The 18,564-nt window shown below is 36.7% G+C and carries 14 protein-coding genes and 1 pseudogene; all 15 read left to right on the forward strand.

The window, feature by feature from the left end; all coding sequences use genetic code 11:
- Window positions 1-67: 67 nt before the first annotated feature.
- The 15 genes and pseudogenes from LOK41_RS06805 (at window position 68) to ftsA (ending at window position 18,538) form a co-directional block, all read left to right on the forward strand.
- Window positions 68-949, forward strand: a complete 882-nt coding sequence (locus LOK41_RS06805) for a 2-dehydropantoate 2-reductase (protein WP_241815801.1) — start codon at window positions 68-70, stop codon at window positions 947-949.
- A gap of 79 nt (window positions 950-1,028) precedes the next feature.
- Entirely contained in the window at window positions 1,029-2,645 is a 1,617-nt protein-coding gene (bshC, locus tag LOK41_RS06810) for a bacillithiol biosynthesis cysteine-adding enzyme BshC (protein WP_241815802.1), read from the forward strand.
- 370 nt (window positions 2,646-3,015) lie between these two features.
- A complete protein-coding gene (rsmH, locus tag LOK41_RS06815) occupies window positions 3,016-3,948 on the forward strand; it encodes a 16S rRNA (cytosine(1402)-N(4))-methyltransferase RsmH (RefSeq protein WP_174099284.1) in 933 nt (310 codons plus the stop codon).
- A 15-nt stretch (window positions 3,949-3,963) separates the two neighbouring features.
- Complete coding sequence (gene ftsL, locus LOK41_RS06820) at window positions 3,964-4,326, forward strand: cell division protein FtsL (protein WP_174099285.1); 363 nt, start codon at window positions 3,964-3,966, stop codon at window positions 4,324-4,326.
- Between the two features lie 21 nt (window positions 4,327-4,347).
- Window positions 4,348-6,495, forward strand: a complete 2,148-nt coding sequence (locus LOK41_RS06825; protein WP_241815803.1) for a PASTA domain-containing penicillin-binding protein — start codon at window positions 4,348-4,350, stop codon at window positions 6,493-6,495.
- Window positions 6,496-6,595: 100 nt separating this feature from the next.
- A complete protein-coding gene (locus tag LOK41_RS06830; RefSeq protein ID WP_174099287.1) occupies window positions 6,596-8,512 on the forward strand; it encodes a stage V sporulation protein D in 1,917 nt (638 codons plus the stop codon).
- A gap of 285 nt (window positions 8,513-8,797) precedes the next feature.
- Window positions 8,798-10,273, forward strand: coding sequence for a UDP-N-acetylmuramoyl-L-alanyl-D-glutamate--2,6-diaminopimelate ligase (locus LOK41_RS06835; protein ID WP_241815804.1), 1,476 nt, complete (start codon window positions 8,798-8,800; stop codon window positions 10,271-10,273).
- Window positions 10,274-10,295: 22 nt separating this feature from the next.
- Complete coding sequence (gene mraY, locus LOK41_RS06840) at window positions 10,296-11,270, forward strand: phospho-N-acetylmuramoyl-pentapeptide-transferase (protein ID WP_241815805.1); 975 nt, start codon at window positions 10,296-10,298, stop codon at window positions 11,268-11,270.
- On the forward strand, window positions 11,271-12,623 hold the full coding sequence (gene murD / locus LOK41_RS06845; protein WP_241815806.1) for a UDP-N-acetylmuramoyl-L-alanine--D-glutamate ligase: 1,353 nt from the start codon (window positions 11,271-11,273) through the stop codon (window positions 12,621-12,623). It begins immediately after the preceding gene.
- A gap of 90 nt (window positions 12,624-12,713) precedes the next feature.
- Window positions 12,714-13,805: a stage V sporulation protein E gene (gene spoVE / locus LOK41_RS06850; protein ID WP_174099319.1), complete on the forward strand. Its 1,092-nt coding sequence runs from the start codon at window positions 12,714-12,716 to the stop codon at window positions 13,803-13,805.
- A 96-nt stretch (window positions 13,806-13,901) separates the two neighbouring features.
- Window positions 13,902-14,996: an undecaprenyldiphospho-muramoylpentapeptide beta-N-acetylglucosaminyltransferase gene (gene murG / locus LOK41_RS06855; RefSeq protein ID WP_241815807.1), complete on the forward strand. Its 1,095-nt coding sequence runs from the start codon at window positions 13,902-13,904 to the stop codon at window positions 14,994-14,996.
- 60 nt (window positions 14,997-15,056) lie between these two features.
- Window positions 15,057-15,962: a UDP-N-acetylmuramate dehydrogenase gene (gene murB / locus LOK41_RS06860; RefSeq protein ID WP_241815808.1), complete on the forward strand. Its 906-nt coding sequence runs from the start codon at window positions 15,057-15,059 to the stop codon at window positions 15,960-15,962.
- 98 nt (window positions 15,963-16,060) lie between these two features.
- Entirely contained in the window at window positions 16,061-16,831 is a 771-nt protein-coding gene (locus tag LOK41_RS06865) for a cell division protein FtsQ/DivIB (RefSeq protein ID WP_241815809.1), read from the forward strand.
- Window positions 16,832-16,955: 124 nt separating this feature from the next.
- Window positions 16,956-17,072: pseudogene (locus tag LOK41_RS06870) on the forward strand (DUF1290 domain-containing protein); the annotation flags it as partial.
- A 158-nt stretch (window positions 17,073-17,230) separates the two neighbouring features.
- Window positions 17,231-18,538: a cell division protein FtsA gene (gene ftsA, locus LOK41_RS06875; protein ID WP_241815810.1), complete on the forward strand. Its 1,308-nt coding sequence runs from the start codon at window positions 17,231-17,233 to the stop codon at window positions 18,536-18,538.
- The last annotated feature ends 26 nt before the right edge of the window (window positions 18,539-18,564 follow it).

An 18,564-nucleotide genomic window follows, 5' to 3' on the forward strand; every position in this document is an offset into this window, starting at 1 on the left:
AAGGCTTTTAATTAATGGCAGAATATATTTCTTTTTGGCACTCGTTAGGAGCTTCTGAAGGATAGAGATGAAAATTGGGATTGTTGGTCCGGGAGCGATTGGTTTGTTATTTGCCTTTTATTTAAAAAAGAACAAACAGGATGTTACATTATTTACAAGAACAGTAGAACAAGCTGAAAAGTTAATGCAGGAAGGGATAAGGTGTATTTGTAAGGGAGAAGTGGAAACGGTATTTATAAATGTTATGCCATTAGAGAATATTGTAGACGAACAAATGGACTATATGTTCATTGCTGTTAAACAATATCATTTAGCGAATATACTTCCTTTCATAAAAGAACAAAGACGGATTATCTTTTTACAAAATGGGATGTCTCATCTGCACATCTTGCAAGAAATAAAGTGTAAAAATGTAGCGGTGGGGATTGTAGAGCATGGGGCAAAAAAAGAAAATGAATATACAGTGAAGCATACAGGGGTAGGGGTGACGAAATTTGGAGTGGTACATGGTGATTTGTCTCAATTTGAGTCACTATTAGATTGTTTTTCTCTAAAATATTTTCGGGTGCAAGTAGAAGAAAATTGGAAACAGACGATGTGTTATAAACTTGTAATAAATGCCTGTATTAATCCGCTAACAGCTTTATACGGTATACAAAATGGAGAATTGTTGTCGAATCCTTATTTTTATAAAGTTATGGAGCAAATATTTCAAGAGGTTGTGTTTCTTGCAGGGGAGGGCGAAAAAGAAGAGCTGTGGCAATTGGTTTGTCGTGTATGTGAAACCACAGCCAGTAATACCTCTTCTATGTTAGCTGATGTAAGAGAGAATCGAGAGACGGAAATTGATGCTATTGTTGGCTATGCGATAGAAGAAGCGAGGAAACAACAAAAACAAGTTCCCACACTGCAATTTTTATACAATTCAATAAAGGGATTAGCACGATAAGAGATATTCTTTGCTTTTACATCGAACATTGACTACAATTTGGATTGGTGAGAGAACAGGATAGGAAAGGAAGAATTATATGGAGATAAAAGAAATCTCTGTTCCACTACAAGGTGTTGTGGCGGACTATATGAAGGGTAAAAAAGAAGTGCAGGCATACTTCGATTATCCGTTAACAGAAGATGGATTCGGACAACGTCTGCATGATTTGCGTGATAAGAAGTTTTTTCGTCAGGACTTAGTGGCACATTTATTAGAATATAATACGAATTTACATGCTGGAGAGCATACTCTTCGGAATATAGAGGCGCTAGCGGATGAAAATACATATGTTGTTGTTGGAGGACAACAGGCAGGATTATTAACAGGACCTCTTTATACTGTGCATAAGATTATTTCGATTTTACAGCTTGCAAAAGAAAAAGAAGCAAGTTTAGGAGTTCGAGTCGTTCCAGTTTTTTGGATTGCTGGCGAAGACCACGATATCGATGAAATTAACCATGTGTTTGTAATGAAAAATAAAAAAGTAAAAAAGACAATTTTTCATGATCGTCATCCGAAAAAGGCGAGTGCGTCTGAATCTGACATTTCGATAGAAGATTGTAGAAAGTGGCTTGAAGAAATTTTTAAAACATATCCAGAAACGAATTTTACAAAGGATGTATTACAGTTTGTTGAAGATGCTTTGCAGAATTCACGTACATATGTAGATTTCTTTGCGCATCTTATTATGAAATTATTTGTAGATTCAGGCTTGATTCTCGTTGATTCGCATCATCCAGCGTTAAGGAAATTGGAAGTCTCCTTTTTTAAACAAATACTAAGTCGATATAAAGAAGTGCAGACGAGTCTTCAAAAGCAACAGAAATTAGTAAGGGAGCAAGGATATAAGTCAATTATTGAGACGAAACCAAATGCAGTGCATATATTTATGCAAATTGATGAAGAACGTGTGTTGTTAGAAGAAGAGAATGGAAAATTTATTGGAAAAGATGGTACTTATTCGTTTTCGTATGAAGAATTGATAGCAGAAATGGAAAGAAATCCGGAACGATTTAGCAATAATGTTGTAACAAGACCGCTTATGCAAGAATATATATTTCCGACATTAGCGTTTATTGGAGGGCCTGGTGAAATTGCTTACTGGAGTGAATTACAGCAAGTATTTCATGTGTTTGGTTTTCGTGTGCCTCCTGTTGTTCCAAGACTTACAATGAGCTACATGGAACGCGATATTTTTACAGATCTACACGATTTGCGATTACAAGAGAGTGATCCGTTTTTGAATGATATAAGTAAGTTACGTGAAGAGTGGCTTTCTAACCAAATAGAAGAACCGATTGATAAGCAGTTTATAGAAGCGACGGAGAAAATGATGGATATTCATAGCTCTTTACAGGCGTTTGTAAAAAAAGTAGATCCAGGACTACAATCGTTTGCTGAGAAAAATGAATGGAAAATTAAAGAGCAAATGGAGCTGCTAGAAAGAACGTTAAAGCGGAATGTTGAGAAAAAACATGAAGTAGAGCTAAATAAATTCCGTCGTTTGCAATATGCGCTTCGCCCGTTAGGTGCGCCGCAAGAACGGGTATGGAATATATGTTATTATTTAAATCAATTTGGATTAGACTTTGTTGAACGAGTGATGAAGCAATCCTACTCTTGGGACGGTAAACATCATATTATAAAACTATAAAATCTTGCTCTTAGGAGCAGGATTTTATTTTTGATTTGTGGAATTTACTGTAAAGAGTTTTTTCTGAATTATCGAACGAATTAACCGGGAGTATGATATTGACAATGAAACGCGTGCATATGACAAAATAGAACAAAACGTAAACGTATTATTGTGCTTTTCGACATGTTTTTATTTAATTTCCCGCAAAAAATGATAAAATTTAGTATATAATAAAGTGAGACTGCGATTTGTGGATATTAGATTTCCACTGACGCCAAGTTGGATGTGATATGTTTTCGGAGTATTAATTTGCTCGCACATTGTGTGGGTTATTAAAAGAAAAAAGGAGACATTCAACGTAATTATTTTGCAAAAAGTAGGTGCAACAATGTTTAAACACGTAACAGTTCTTTTAAAAGAAACAGTAGATGGTTTGGATATAAAACCCGGTGGTACATATGTGGATTGTACGCTAGGTGGCGGGGGACATAGTTCTTATTTATTATCCCAACTAACGGAAGGAGGAAAGTTAATTGCATTTGACCAAGATGAGATTGCGATTCAAAATGCAAAAGAAAAATTTTCTTCTTATGGTGATCAATTTGTAACAGTGAAGAGTAATTTCCGCTATTTATCAGAGAAATTACACGAATTGGGAATAACAGAAGTAGATGGTATTTTATTTGATTTAGGTGTTTCATCCCCACAATTAGATACACCAGAACGTGGTTTTAGTTATCATCATGATGCACCCTTAGATATGAGGATGGATCAAGATGCCTCATTAACGGCATATGATGTTGTGAACAACTGGTCATATGAACAACTCGTAAGAATCTTTTTCCAATATGGTGAAGAAAAATTCTCAAAGCAAATTGCAAGGAAAATTGAAGCATATCGTGAGAATAAGACGATTGAAACAACCGGAGAGTTAGTGGAGTTAATTAAAGAAGGAATTCCAGCTCCAGCACGTAGAACGGGAGGACATCCTGCAAAACGAGTATTTCAAGCGATTCGTATTGCTGTAAATGACGAATTGAAAGTGTTTGAAGAAGCGCTAGAATCTGCGATTGGAATGGTCAAGCCTGGTGGAAGAATTAGTGTCATTACGTTCCATTCGTTGGAAGATCGTATTTGTAAAACAACATTTAAACGAAATAGTTCAACGCCACAGCTTCCTCCAGGATTACCAATTATTCCGGATGAATTTAAGCCGAAACTAAAACTCATTACAAGAAAACCGATTTTACCTTCTGATGAAGAGTTAGAAGAAAATAATCGAGCTCGTTCTGCAAAGTTACGGATCGCTGAAAAACGATAAAAAGGAGAGAGAGGTATGACAAATTTAGCTGTAAAGTATAAACAACAACAAGTACAAGAGCAAGAACAAACTCAAATTCCACAGCAAAAAGTACAATCAAAGGTAAAAACAAAGATTACAAGAATTGAAAAATTGATGTACGTAGCTTTTGTTGGTTTTTTATTATACGCTTGCGTTGCTTTTATTGGAAATAAAGCAGGACTGTACCAAGTTGATGCGGAAGCAGCAAAAATAGAGAATTCCATTGTGAAACAACAAAAAACAAATCAAGAATTACAAGCTGAAGTGGAAAAGTTAAGCCGCTATGAACGTATCGCAGAAATCGCAAAAAAACACGGGTTAGAAATTAATGCGAATAATGTGAAAGGTTTACATTAATATAGTAGGTGTGAAGAAAATATGAAAATGAATATGAACAAATTTCATACCAATAAAGGAGCAGGTTACTTTATGATATTTTTTCTCCTGCTCTTTTTGCTGTTGTTAGCCCGATTTTTTTATATTCAAGCGACAGGAACGGTACATGGACAAGATTTAAAGAAACTTGCACAAGAAAAGCATAATAAAAATGGCGTACTTGAAGCGAATCGTGGAACGATTTATGATCAGAATGGACATGTGTTAGCGCAAGATGCGAACTCATACAGGATGGTGGCGGAATTAAAAGGTGACGATTCTGTAAAAGATAAAGAGGATACTGCAAAGAAAATTGCAGGCGTACTTGGGAAAGGCGAAGACGAAATTTTAGCCACTTTAAACAAAGATAAGCGTCAGGTAGAGTTTGGAACGTTAGGAAAAAACTTGACGAAAGAGACGAAAGATCAAATAGAAGCTCTTAAGCTACCAGGCATTTCATTTGTTACCGAAAAAGCTAGGGTGTATCCAAATGGAGATTTCGCATCTTACGTGTTAGGTTTTGCAAAACCTAACGATAATGGAATTGCGGAGGGGAAATTTGGATTAGAAAAGAGTTTAGATAAGTATTTGCGTGCTTCAAATGGAAGTGTAGCGTATACAGGAGATCGTAATGGTGTTTCTCTTGATGGTGGGAAACAAAGTGTGAAGCCACCGAAAAATGGACAAAATGTATATTTAACGATTGATCAACGTATTCAAGGGTTTTTAGAGGATGCGATGAAAGCAGCTGATCAGCATTATGAACCTTCCATGTTAATTGGAGTGGTTGCAGACCCAAAAACAGGAAAAGTACTAGGGATGTCTAGTCGACCTAGCTATGATCCAAATAAGCGTGATATTGAATACTTTTTAAATGATCCAATCGCAAATGCGTATGAGCCGGGGTCTACAATGAAAATCTTTACATTAGCTGCGGCAATTAATGAAGGTGTATATAATGGTCAAGAATATTATCAGTCAGGTACATATCCCGTTGGAAATCGTAAAATAAAAGACCATAACGGTGGTGCAGGTTGGGGATCTATTACATTTGATGAAGGTGTTGAACGCTCTTCTAACGTTGCGTTTGCTATTTTAGGAGATCAAAAACTGGGTGCAGAGCGTTTCCGACAATATATTCATAAGTTTGGATTAGATGAAAAAACTGGTATTGACTTACCTGGTGAAGGTGAGAATACAATTATATTTGACCAGCAGATTCAGCAGGTAACAACTGCATTTGGACAAGGGTCAACTGTAACGCCAATACAGCTTGTACAAGCCGCAACTGCAATTGCGAATGATGGGAAGATGATGAAACCGTATGCCATCGATCGAATTGTAGATCCAATAACGAATAAAGTGGAGTTACAGCATAAACCAGAAGATGTAGGAAAGCCGGTTTCAAAAGAAACAGCAGCGCAAGTACGACAATTACTAGAACAAGTTGTTACATCGCCAAAAGGTACGGGGAATGCGTATAAAATCGATGGATACTCCGTTGGTGGTAAAACGGGGACAGCGCAAATTCCGGATGGAAAAGGCGGATATATGACAGGCAGAGAAAATTATATTTTTTCATTCCTAGGTATGGCACCGATGGACGATCCCCAGTTAATTGTTTACTTTGCAATTAAGCAACCGAAATTAAAAGATAATGAATATGGAGCAAAACCTCTTGCAGAAATGTTTAAATCTGTAACGAAAAATAGCTTAGAGTACTTAAAAATTAAACCGAATGAAGTGAAAGATTCGAAGAAATATGTGAAAGAGCAGCAGGCGGTTGTGCCAGATGTAACTGGGAAAACAATGGAAGAGGCGAAAGCGATATTAGAAAAAGCCGAATTCCGTCCAATTATACTAGGTGAAGGAAAAGTAAAACAACAAGTACCAAAAGTGACTGAAAAAACATTGAGGGGCGATCGAGTCTTCTTAGTAGGAGATAAACCGCTAATGCCAAATGTACAAGGATGGGCGCTTCGTGATGTAATGAATTTAGCGAAAACGTTAAATCTTAATTTGAAACCATCTGGTACAGGATATGTGACGGAACAAAGTGTGGCTGAAGGAACGCCGTTACAAGCAGGTACGGAATTAGCTGTAACACTCGTACCACCGCTCGAACCACAGCAAGAGGCAGAAAATCCATAATAGTGTAGATGTATATCATGCAAGAGATGTAAGAGGTTCTATCTGAACAGGTACAAGCATATATTGGAACAAGCTAGGCGTGAAGGAGGCTTGTTCCAATATGCGTGTATCGAATGTAACAGTTAGAAAACGACTCATTTTTATACTGATATCAGGTATACTCATTTTTACAATTATTGATATTCGTCTTGGATATGTACAGTTTTTTCTTGGGAATATGTTAACAGATCGTGCGAAAGATTCGTGGAGTCGTAATATTACTTTTGAACCTGAACGAGGGAAAATTTTAGATCGAAATGGTGTAGAGCTTGCAACGAATAAAAGTGCACCAACTGTCTTTGTTGTACCGAGACAAATTGAAAAACCAACAGAGACTGCAGAGAAGTTGGCTGCAGTTTTAGGTGTGCAAAAAGAGGAAATCTATAAGCGGATTACAAAAAAAGAGTCTATTGTAAGATTGGACAAAGGCGGAAGAAAAATTTCTCATGATAAAGCAAAGGAAGTACGTGCCTTAAGTCTAAAAGGTGTTTATATTGCTGAAGATTCTATTCGGTATTATCCTTTTGGAAAATATTTATCGCATGTACTAGGTTTTGCTGGTAGTGACAATCAAGGGCTTATGGGACTTGAGGCATATTATGATAAAGAGTTAAATGGTGATAAAGGGCATGTGCGCTTTTTTGCAGATGCGAAAGGACAAAGAATGCCGAATGTTGGAGATGATTTCAAAAAACCAGAGGCCGGTTTAGATTTGAAACTAACGATCGATTCTCAAATTAATACGATTATAGAGAGAGAAATGAATATTGCAGATTCTACGTATAACCCAGATGGTATGATTGCGATCGCCATGAATCCAAAAAATGGTGAGATTTTAGGAATGTCAAGTCGACCAAGTTTTGATCCAGCAGATTTTCAGAGTGTTTCACCAGAAGTGTTTAATCGAAACTTGCCTGTATGGAGTACATACGAGCCAGGATCGACTTTTAAAATCATTACATTAGCTGCAGCTTTAAATGAAAAATTAGTAGACTTGGAGAAAGATACGTTTTATGATGATGGAGCAGCTGAAGTTGGTGGAGCTAGGTTACGTTGTTGGAAAGCTGGTGGCCATGGTAGTCAAACCTTTTTAGAAGTTGTTCAAAATTCTTGTAACCCAGGTTTTATTGAGCTTGGGGATCGTCTTGGAAAAGAAAAGTTATTTCAATATATTCATGATTTTGGATTTGGACAAAAGACAGGAATTGATTTACAAGGAGAAGGAAAAGGGATTTTATTTAACTTGGATAGGGTTGGTCCGGTTGAACAAGCGACTACTTCTTTCGGGCAGGGGGTTTCTGTTACACCAATTCAGCAAGTTGCTGCGGTAGCGGCAGCTGTAAATGGTGGGACGTTATATCAGCCCTATATTGCGAAAGAGTTTGTTGATCCCTCGAATAATCAAGTTGTAAGGAAGAAAACACCGGTCGAAAAAAGAAAAGTTATTTCCAAGGAAACATCGGAAAAAGTCCGCTATGCGTTAGAAAATGTTGTAGCGAAAGGTTCTGGTAAAGGTGCATATATTGATGGTTATCGTGTTGGTGGAAAAACGGGAACTGCCCAAAAGGTAAAAGATGGAAAGTATTTAGATAATAACTATATAGTATCTTTTATTGGATTTGCTCCAGCAGATGACCCGCAAATTGTTGTGTACGTTGCGGTTGATAACCCAAAAGGAGTTACTCAATTTGGGGGAGTTGTTGCTGCACCAATTGTAGGGAATATTCTTCGCGATGTGCTTCCTGTTATGGGAGTAGAGCCACGCAAAGAGCAAGTTGAAAAGGAATATAAATGGGGCGATACACCTACGATAGAAGTTCCAGATTTAATTGGGATGAAGAAGAAAGATTTACAAACGCAACTTGTAGATTTACAGCTTGATGTAAGTGGTGAGGGTGATAAAGTAATTAAACAATCGCCAGAAGCTGGTGCCAAAGTAAAAGAAGGTTCGAAAATTAGAATTTACTTCGGTAATTAAAGGTTAGAGATTGTGTTTTATGATACAATTGGTGGAAGTTGGGGTAAAATAAATATCTGTTTTCATAGAAATTTATTTTCTATGAAAACAGAATATATTGCTCTCGAATATAAGAGATAGAGTGAAAAAAATATTAGTGAAGCTATTATACGCTACACTGATAAATGAGTCTGATCTTTTAAGGCTCTTATCAAATGCTTCCTTTCTCCATTTTAACGAATGAAGGACGGGGAAATTACTTATTAAGTAAGAGATAAATAAACAATGTAGAGAGGGTTTAGTGAAATGAAGTTGCACACACTTGTATCATGTTTGCATGATTTTCCAGTTGTTCCAAAAGAAAATCCAGAAATTACATCCATTGAAGCAGATTCACGTAAAGTGACAAATGGAAGCTTATTTGTATGTATGAAAGGGTATACGGTTGATAGCCATGATTTTGCTAAGCAAGCAGCCGCGCAAGGTGCGGCTGCTATTGTTGCGGAAAGACCGATTGATGTTGACGTTCCAGTTGTACTTGTGAAAAATACCTATCGTTCTTTAGCGGTTTTAGCTGATTATTTTTACGGACAGCCAACACATAAGTTACACTTGATTGGGATTACAGGTACAAATGGAAAGACAACAACGTCGCATATTATGGATGAAATCATGCGAGCACATGGTCATAAAACAGGGCTGATTGGAACAGTTAATATGAAAATCGGTGATGAAACATTCGAGGTGAAAAATACAACGCCAGATGCACTGACACTTCAGCAGACGTTTCAACGTATGATTGAGCAAAATGTAAATAGTGCAGTAATGGAAGTTTCTTCACATGCATTAGATCTTGGCCGTGTACATGGTTGTGATTATGATGTGGCAGTATTTACAAATTTAACACAGGATCATTTAGATTATCATAAAACGATGGAAGAATATAAACATGCAAAAGGTTTGCTATTTGCTCAGCTTGGTAATAGCTATCATCATGGTCGTGAAAAGTACGCCGTGTTAAATAATGACGATCCAGCAGCAGAAGAGTATATGAGAAGTACTGCCGCTACAGTTATTACGTATGGAATTGATACACATAGTGATATTATGGCAAAAGATATTGTGATGACGAGCGGTGGAACAACATTTACTCTTGTTACGCCAAATGAGAGTTTAAATATTACGATGAAGTTAATTGGCAAGTTTAACGTATACAATGTTTTAGCAGCGACAGCAGCTACTCTTGTTTCGGGTGTACCTTTACAAACAATTATTGATGTTGTGAGAAAGCTAACTGGAGTTCCAGGTCGGTTTGAAGTCGTGGATGGTGGTCAGGATTATACAGTTATCGTCGATTATGCACATACATCAGATAGTTTAGAAAATGTATTAACGACAGCAAAACAATTTGCGAAAGGGAATGTGTATTGTATTGTTGGTTGTGGCGGTGATCGCGATCGGATGAAAAGACCAATTATGGCGGGTGTCGCTACAGAATATGCAACACATGCAATCTTGACTTCAGATAATCCGAGGAGTGAAGATCCAAAAGCAATTTTAGATGATATGTTAACAGGTGCAAAAGGAAATAATTATAAAGTAATTGTTGATCGAAAAGAAGCGATTTTCTACGCAGTTTCAGAGGCGAAAGCAGAAGATATTATTATCATTGCTGGAAAAGGGCATGAAACGTACCAAATTATTGGCAAAGAAGTACATCATTTTGACGATCGTGAAATTGCAAAAGAGGCAATCACTGAGCGTCTAAACAACAAAGAGTAACAACATGAGAGGGGGACTACATGTGCTTGAACAAGGTTTATTAGTAACGGCTGGGGTAGCTTTCTTAATTTCAGTTGCCCTTTCGCCATTGTTTATTCCATTTTTACGTAAGTTAAAGTTTGGACAGAGTATTCGTGATGAAGGACCGAAATCACATCAAAAGAAATCAGGAACACCAACGATGGGTGGTATTGTCATTTATGTGTCTATGATGGTGACAACACTTATTATGGCAATTAAATTTAAACATTTAGGTGCGGAAGTATCATTATTGTTATTAGTTACATTTGGCTATGGATTGATTGGCTTTTTAGATGACTATATAAAAGTTGTTAAAAAAAGAAATCTTGGTTTAACATCAAAACAAAAATTAATCGGTCAGCTAGTTATTGCAATTGCATTCTTTGTAATTGCAAAAGGACAGGGATTTGATACAAATTTAATGATTCCAGGAACCGATATTAAATTTGACTTACACTGGGCGTATTTTATTCTTGTGCTGTTTATGCTCATCGGTGGATCAAATGCAGTTAATTTAACGGATGGTCTAGATGGATTATTATCAGGAACAGCTGCAATTGCATTTGGAGCATTTGGCATTATTGCAGTTGCGCAAAATCAGTATGCAGTAGCGATTTTCTGTATGGCCGTTGTTGGAGCGGTACTTGGATTTTTAGTATTTAATGCAAATCCAGCTAAGGTGTTTATGGGAGATACAGGCTCTCTTGCTTTAGGTGGTGCAATAGCCGCTGTAGCCATTTTATTAAAACAAGAATTATTGCTTGTTGTAATTGGCGGCGTATTTGTAATGGAAACATTATCTGTTATTATTCAAGTTATTTCATTTAAAACGACAGGGAAACGTGTCTTTAAAATGAGTCCACTGCATCATCATTACGAATTATGTGGTTGGTCAGAGTGGCGTGTTGTTGTAACATTCTGGTCTGTAGGATTTTTATTGGCAGTATTAGGAATTTATATCGGGGTGTGGATGTAATTGAAAACTGTAACTGACTATCAAAATAAAAATATTCTTGTATTAGGTATTGCAAAAAGTGGTTATGCGGCAGCAACTTTACTAAAAAACTTAGGTGCCAATGTCATTGTAAATGACGGGAAACCTTTAGCTGAGAATGTATTAGCTGCAGAATTACAAGCAAAGGGAATGGACGTTGTATGCGGTGGTCATCCGCTAGAATTGTTAGAAAGAAATATTTCACTTGTTGTAAAAAATCCAGGGATTCCATATTCTAATCCACTACTTGTTGCAGCGAAAGAAAAACAAATTCCAATTGTAACAGAAGTGGAACTCGCGTATCGTATTTCAGAGGCCCCATTTGTTGGAATTACAGGATCTAATGGTAAAACAACAACAACAATGCTAACATTTGAAATGCTGAAAGAAGGGAAGAAACATCCTGTTATTGCTGGAAACATAGGTACGGTAGCATGTGAGGTTGCGCAGACGGCGAAAGAAAATGAAGTAGTTGTTACAGAGCTTTCATCATTCCAGTTAATGGGTGTGGAAACATTTCAACCTAAAATTGCAGCATTTTTAAATTTATTTGAAGCGCATTTAGATTACCATGGTACTAAGAAAGAATATGGTTTAGCAAAAGCGAATATTTTTAAGAACCAAACTGAAGCAGATTACAGTGTAATGAATGCAGATGATGCAGAGGTAATGGCCTTATCGGCAAATAGTAAAGGGCAAAAAGTATTATTTTCAGCTATGAAAGTAATTGAAGATGGTGCATGTATGAAAGATGACGCTCTTTATTTTAAAGGTGAGAAAGTTGTTGAAGTTGGTGACATCGTCTTACCAGGTAAGCATAACTTGGAAAATATTTTAGCTGCAATGAGTATTGCTAAATTGCTAGGGGTAGCAAATGAGGCTATTGTTACAGTATTAAAACGCTTTACAGGTGTAAAACATCGTCTAGAGTATGTAACAACGATTAACAATCGTAAGTTTTATAATGATTCCAAAGCGACGAACATGCTAGCGACAGAAAAGGCTTTATCAGCATTCGCGCAGCCTGTTATTTTGCTAGCAGGCGGGCTTGATCGTGGAAATGAATTTGATGATTTAATTCCGTATTTTGAACATGTAAAAGCAATTGTGACATATGGACAAACTGCACCAAAATTAGTAAAGGCAGCGGAAAAAGCAGGATTAGATATGATTGAAACTGTCGATAATTTAGAAGAGGCAGTAGAACGAGCATATGCTCATTCTACAGATGGAGATATTATTCTTCTTTCACCAGCATGTGCGAGCTGGGATCAATTTAAAACATTTGAAGAAAGAGGAGACATTTTTATACAAGCTGTGCATAAACTTATATAAAGTAAACAAAACATCAGTAGGCTAACACCTACTGATGTTTTGTTACATAGAATAAAAAAGCTTCTTCAAAAGAGGTGGTGCTCATTGCCAATGAAGAAAACACCTGATTTTATTTTAATTATCGTTACGCTTTTGTTGTTAACAATTGGAATGATAATGGTCTACAGTGCAAGTGCTGTCTGGGCTTCCTATAAGATGGGTGATTCATTCTTTTTTGCAAAACGACAGCTGTTATTTGCGGGGATTGGTGTAGCTGCTATGTTTTTTATTATGAGAATTGACTATTGGACATGGCGAACCTATTCGAAGGTGATTTTACTAGTTTGTTTTATTCTCCTTATCCTTGTTCTGATTCCTGGAGTTGGACTTGTTCGGGGGGGAGCGCGAAGCTGGATTGGTGTTGGAGCATTTTCGATTCAACCATCAGAATTTATGAAATTTGCGATGATCATTTTTTTAGCTAAATTTTTAGCAGAAAGACAAAAGTTAATCACTTCTTTTAAAAAAGGATTACTTCCAGCACTTAGTTTTGTATTTGTTGCATTTGGCATGATTATGTTACAACCAGATTTGGGGACAGGGACAGTAATGGTTGGGACATGTATCGTAATGATTTTTATTTCAGGAGCACGCGTTTTTCATTTTTCGATGTTAGGATTAATCGGAGTAGCGGGATTTGTTGGATTAATTGCATCAGCACCATATCGAATGAAACGAATTACTTCTTACTTGGACCCATGGTCAGACCCGCTCGGGAGTGGGTTCCAAATTATTCAATCGTTACTTGCAATCGGTCCTGGCGGTTTATTTGGGCTTGGACTTGGACAAAGTAGACAAAAATTTCTTTACTTGCCGGAGCCGCAAACTGACTTTATCTTTGCGATTTTATCGGAAGAATTAGGTTTTATTGGTGGGTCGTTTGTGTTATTATTATTTAGTCTGTTACTATGGCGCGGGATTCGTATAGCATTAGGAGCGCCGGATTTATATGGTACGTTTTTAGCAGTAGGTATTGTGGCGATGATCGCGATTCAAGTGATGATTAATGTTGGTGTTGTAACAGGATTAATGCCTGTTACGGGTATTACTTTGCCATTTCTAAGTTATGGTGGGTCAAGTTTGACCTTAATGCTAATGGCAGTTGGCGTATTATTGAATATAAGTCGTCACTCTCGCTACTAAACCCTGTTTATAAGACAGGGTTTTTCGTGTGTAGAAAACGGAAAATATATGAATATATAAAATTGAATTTAGAACAGAGAAGCGGAGGAATTTGTAGTGCGAGTATTAGTTAGTGGTGGTGGCACAGGAGGTCATATATATCCGGCTCTTGCTTTAATTAGGGAAATAAAAAAGCTACATCCTGAAGCAAGGTTTTTATACATTGGTACGGAGAATGGATTAGAAAGTACAATTGTTCCCAAAGCAGGGATACCATTTCAATCAATTGTTATTAGTGGATTTAAACGAAAGATATCCCTTGATAATGTCAAAACAGTGATGCGTTTTCTAAAAGGGGTGCAAGATAGTAAAAGGTATATTCGCCGTTTCAATCCAGATGTTGTAATTGGTACAGGAGGCTATGTATGTGGTCCAGTCGTTTATGCTGCAGCAAAATTAGGAATTCCAACGATTGTACACGAACAAAATAGTGTACCTGGTGTAACGAATAAATTTTTAAGTCGCTATGTGGATAAGGTAGCTGTTTGTTTTGAAGCGGCAGCTGAACATTTTCCGAAGTCGAAAGTTGTTATGACAGGAAATCCTCGTGCATCAGAAGTCATGAATCAAAATGGTATGAAAGGGAAGCGTTCTGTTGGATTATCTCTTTCTAAAAAATCCGTGCTTATTTTTGGTGGGAGTCGCGGAGCAAGACCGATTAATGATGCATTCGTGGCAGCAATTGAACAATTTGGTAACAAAAATTATGAAGTATTGTATGTCACAGGTGAAGTGCATTATGATAAAGTCATGGAGGCTGTGAAACAAAAAGGAAATCCAAGTAATGTAATCATTAAACCATTTATTCATAATATGCCAGAGGTGCTTACTGGTGTCGATCTTGTCGTTTCACGTGCTGGTGCTACAACTTTAGCAGAGTTAACAGCGTTAGGAAAACCAAGTATTTTAATTCCAAGTCCTTATGTTACAAATAATCATCAAGAGAAAAATGCGAAATCAGTTGTCGATAAGGGAGCAGCAAAAATGCTGCTTGAAAAAGATTTAACTGCTGAAACACTTCTTCATGATATTGATGAAATTCTATTAAATACACAAACATTACAAAATATGAAACTAGCTGCTACGCAGTTAGGAATTCCTGATGCAGCAAATAAGTTATTCGAAGTGATGAAAAGGCTTGTAAAAAAATAACCTTAGGTGAATGCCCTGCATACTACTGTAATACGGAGATTTCATATGGGGGAGATCATCATGAAACAATTAGCAAAGGAACTTATCGAAGCAGAAGTTGGCAAAGTGTTAGAAAATGAAGCGTTAGCTCGTTATACAACTATGAAAATAGGTGGGCCAGCTGATATTCTAATCGTGCCAAGTAGTGTGATTGGTGTGGAAAAAACTTTAGATTTAATAAAGAAATATCACACAAAGTGGACAGCAATTGGACGTGGATCTAATCTTCTCGTATCAGATAAAGGTATTGAAGGTGTAGTAATTCGTTTAGGAGAAGGATTAGATCACTTAGAAATAGAAGGAACTATTGTACGAGTTGGAGGAGGATATCCTCTCATTAAGTTGTCAACATTACTTAGTCGCCAAGGTCTAGCTGGATTAGAATTTGCTAGTGGTATCCCTGGAAGTGTGGGTGGGGCAGTATATATGAATGCCGGTGCACATAAATCAGATATGTCAGAGATTTTAACGAGAGCGCGCATTATGTTTGAAGATGGTACAATGAAGTGGTTAACAAAAGAAGAGATGGAATTTTCTTATCGTACTTCTGTTCTACAAACAAAGCGTCCTGGCATTGTAGTAGAAGCGGAATTGCAGTTAAAAGTAGGGAACCGTGAAGAAATAGTAGGTATCATGCAAAAGAATAAAGACTATCGTCGTGAAACCCAGCCATGGAACCATCCTTGTGCGGGCAGTATATTTAGAAATCCACTACCCAATTTTGCTGGGAATCTAGTGGAAAAGGCAGGCCTACGAGGATATCAAATCGGTGGAGCGAAAATTTCTGAAATGCACGGAAACTTCATTGTCAATACAGGATCTGCGTCAGCACAAGACGTATTGGATTTAATTGCATTTGTTAAAAAAACAATTAAGGGAAAATTTGGCGTAGATATGCATACAGAAGTAGAAATCATTGGAAGATAACTGTTATTTGTTCCGCTCATTATCATTTATGGTATAATAAGAAGATAAGAACGGCATGCGTAACATGCCGTTCTTTATGTTACATAGGGGGATCGTACATGAAAAATAGTAAAGTGATTAAACTACAAGATCGTGTACCAAAACTAAAGAATCAAAAGAAAAAGAATAAAAAGCCAGTTAATCAGAGATTAATTTTATATGTATCAATTTTATTTTTACTAGTACTTTTTTTAATTTACTTTCGATCTCCACTTAGTAATATAAAAAAGATAAGTGTTCTAGGGAATCACTATATGACAGATGTACAGGTCATGAAGGAATCCGGAGTTACATATGAAACGAGTTATTTTCGAGTGACAGCACATAAGGCGGAAAAGAATTTAACAAAACGAAATGAAATTAAAAAAGTGAATGTCAAAAAGCGTTTTCCAAATAAAATTGACATTCACATTGAAGAGTATGTAACGATAGGGTATATAAACAAAGGTGGGAAATTACAACCACTTTTAGAAAATGGCAAAACGCTTGACGTACTGCCTAACGGGAAGTTACCTGTTGCAGCTCCAATTTTCGAGCCGTTTAAAGAAGAGAAAATGAAAGAGTTAATTGAAGAGCTAGAAAAATTGACTCCAACTATTCTCAGATCTATTTCTGAAATTCATTATGCTCCAACGAATTCAAATGAAGATCATCTTACTTTATATATGAATGAGGGTTATGAAGTGAGCACAACGATACAAGAATTTGCAAAGCGTATGGAAGCATATCCACTAATTATAAAAAATATAGAATCAGGTAGAAAGGTTTTAATTGATTTAGAAGTGGGCGCGTATTTTAAATATTTAGATGAGGTAGAAAAAAAGAAGTAGAGTAGTAGTTTTATTTCTTTTTAAATACAATAATGACAAGTTTGTTCTTCTGTGTGTGAATTTCATTACAATTAGAATCAATTTGGTGAAAATACCTAGATTTTCTTCGATTCATATTAGGATTGGTACAAGTTTAGCTTTTCTACGAGTACATCTTAGTGTAGACTTATATTTGGCAGTAATCTTTGCATTTGAAATAGAGTTATTTCAAAATAAAGCAGTCATTCACAGGTTACTGTAACATCAATAAGTGAATGTTAAATAAAAATAAGAAAAATACAGGGTTAAAAAAGGGAAACGCATAAAGACGTTGAATATTTTTCTTATAAATAGTAAAGCTGCGATTGTTGTTCCATATATTGACTTGTATGGTATAAATAAAGAAGGAGGTGCCAAAGAATGAACAGCAATGAAATATATGTTAGTCTTGACATCGGTACATCCAATGTTAAAGTCATCATTGGTGAAATGGTTAATGAAGGCTTAAACATTATTGGTGTTGGAAACGTAAAATCAAATGGTTTGAAAAAGGGCTCCATAGTTGACATAGACGAAACTGTTCGATCAATTAAAAAAGCAATTGAACAAGCTGAGCGTATGGTAGGAATTCACATTGAACAAGTTGTTGTAGGTGTAAATGCAAATCAGGTACAGCTTCTTCCTTGTCATGGAGTTGTCGCTGTTTCAAATGAAGATCGTGAAATTGGAAATGAAGATGTCTTACGCGTTCTGGACGCAGCACAAGTTGTATCAATTGCTCCTGAACGTGAATTTATTGATGTGGTGCCTCGACAGTTCATTGTAGACGGTCTTGATGAGATTAACGATCCACGCGGGATGATCGGTGTAAGATTAGAAATGGAAGGCACATTAATTACAGGCTCAAGAACGTTACTACATAATTTACTACGTTGTGTAGAAAAAGCGGGCCTTGAAATTGTTGATATTTGTCTGCAACCTTTAGCAGCTGCGACGGTTGCTTTATCTTCTGATGAGAAAAATAGAGGTGTAGCTCTTGTAGATATTGGCGGGGGATCTACAACTTTATCAATCTTTCAAGATGGAGAGTTACAAGCAACAAGTGTATTGCCTTTAGGTGGAGATCATATAACGAAGGATATCGCTATAGGACTTAAAACTTCAACTGAAAATGCGGATCAAATTAAGTTGAAATATGGACATGCTTTTTATGATACGGCATCTGAAGAAGAGGTGTTTACGGTTCCTATTATGGGAAGCGATCAAACAGAACAATATTCACAACTTGAGTTATCTGATATTATTGAGGCACGTGTAGAGGAAATCTTGATGTTTGTTCAGGAAGAGGTCCGGAAGCTAGGAGTAAAACAAGTAGCGTCTGGATATGTACTTACTGGAGGTATTGCTTCTATGCCGGGTGTTCTTGATCTTGCATATGATATTTTACATGAAAATGTTCGTATAGCAACTCCAGATTATATTGGCGTTCGTGAACCTCAGTATACAATTGGGGTTGGATTAATTAAACATTCTTATCAAAAAGCGAAATTGCGCGGGAAAAATGTTCAGGAAAAGGAAGAACATTTTGAGCCAGTACCAGCACCAATGCCAATGCCGGTACAGCAACAACCTGTAAAGCAAACAACTCGCAAGCAGAGTAAAAATAATGAAGACAATGAGCGTATGATGTCAAAAGTGAAACGTGTATTCCGCTATTTATGGGATTAAAATTGCACACGAAAAATGAGGTTGTA

Source organism: Bacillus sp. TL12, from assembly GCF_022625245.1.
Lineage (GTDB): Bacteria > Bacillota > Bacilli > Bacillales > Bacillaceae_G > Bacillus_A.

Excerpts from the sequence above, each read along its gene's own strand:
- LOK41_RS06805 (WP_241815801.1), top strand. The coding sequence starts at position 68 with ATGAAAATTGGGATTGTTGGTCCGGGAGCGATTGGTTTGTTATTTGCC.
- bshC (WP_241815802.1), top strand. The coding sequence starts at position 1,029 with ATGGAGATAAAAGAAATCTCTGTTCCACTACAAGGTGTTGTGGCGGAC.
- rsmH (WP_174099284.1), top strand. The coding sequence starts at position 3,016 with ATGTTTAAACACGTAACAGTTCTTTTAAAAGAAACAGTAGATGGTTTG.
- ftsL (WP_174099285.1), top strand. The coding sequence starts at position 3,964 with ATGACAAATTTAGCTGTAAAGTATAAACAACAACAAGTACAAGAGCAA.
- LOK41_RS06825 (WP_241815803.1), top strand. The coding sequence starts at position 4,348 with ATGAAAATGAATATGAACAAATTTCATACCAATAAAGGAGCAGGTTAC.
- LOK41_RS06830 (WP_174099287.1), top strand. The coding sequence starts at position 6,596 with ATGCGTGTATCGAATGTAACAGTTAGAAAACGACTCATTTTTATACTG.
- LOK41_RS06835 (WP_241815804.1), top strand. The coding sequence starts at position 8,798 with ATGAAGTTGCACACACTTGTATCATGTTTGCATGATTTTCCAGTTGTT.
- spoVE (WP_174099319.1), top strand. The coding sequence starts at position 12,714 with ATGAAGAAAACACCTGATTTTATTTTAATTATCGTTACGCTTTTGTTG.
- murB (WP_241815808.1), top strand. The coding sequence starts at position 15,057 with ATGAAACAATTAGCAAAGGAACTTATCGAAGCAGAAGTTGGCAAAGTG.
- LOK41_RS06865 (WP_241815809.1), top strand. The coding sequence starts at position 16,061 with ATGAAAAATAGTAAAGTGATTAAACTACAAGATCGTGTACCAAAACTA.
- ftsA (WP_241815810.1), top strand. The coding sequence starts at position 17,231 with ATGAACAGCAATGAAATATATGTTAGTCTTGACATCGGTACATCCAAT.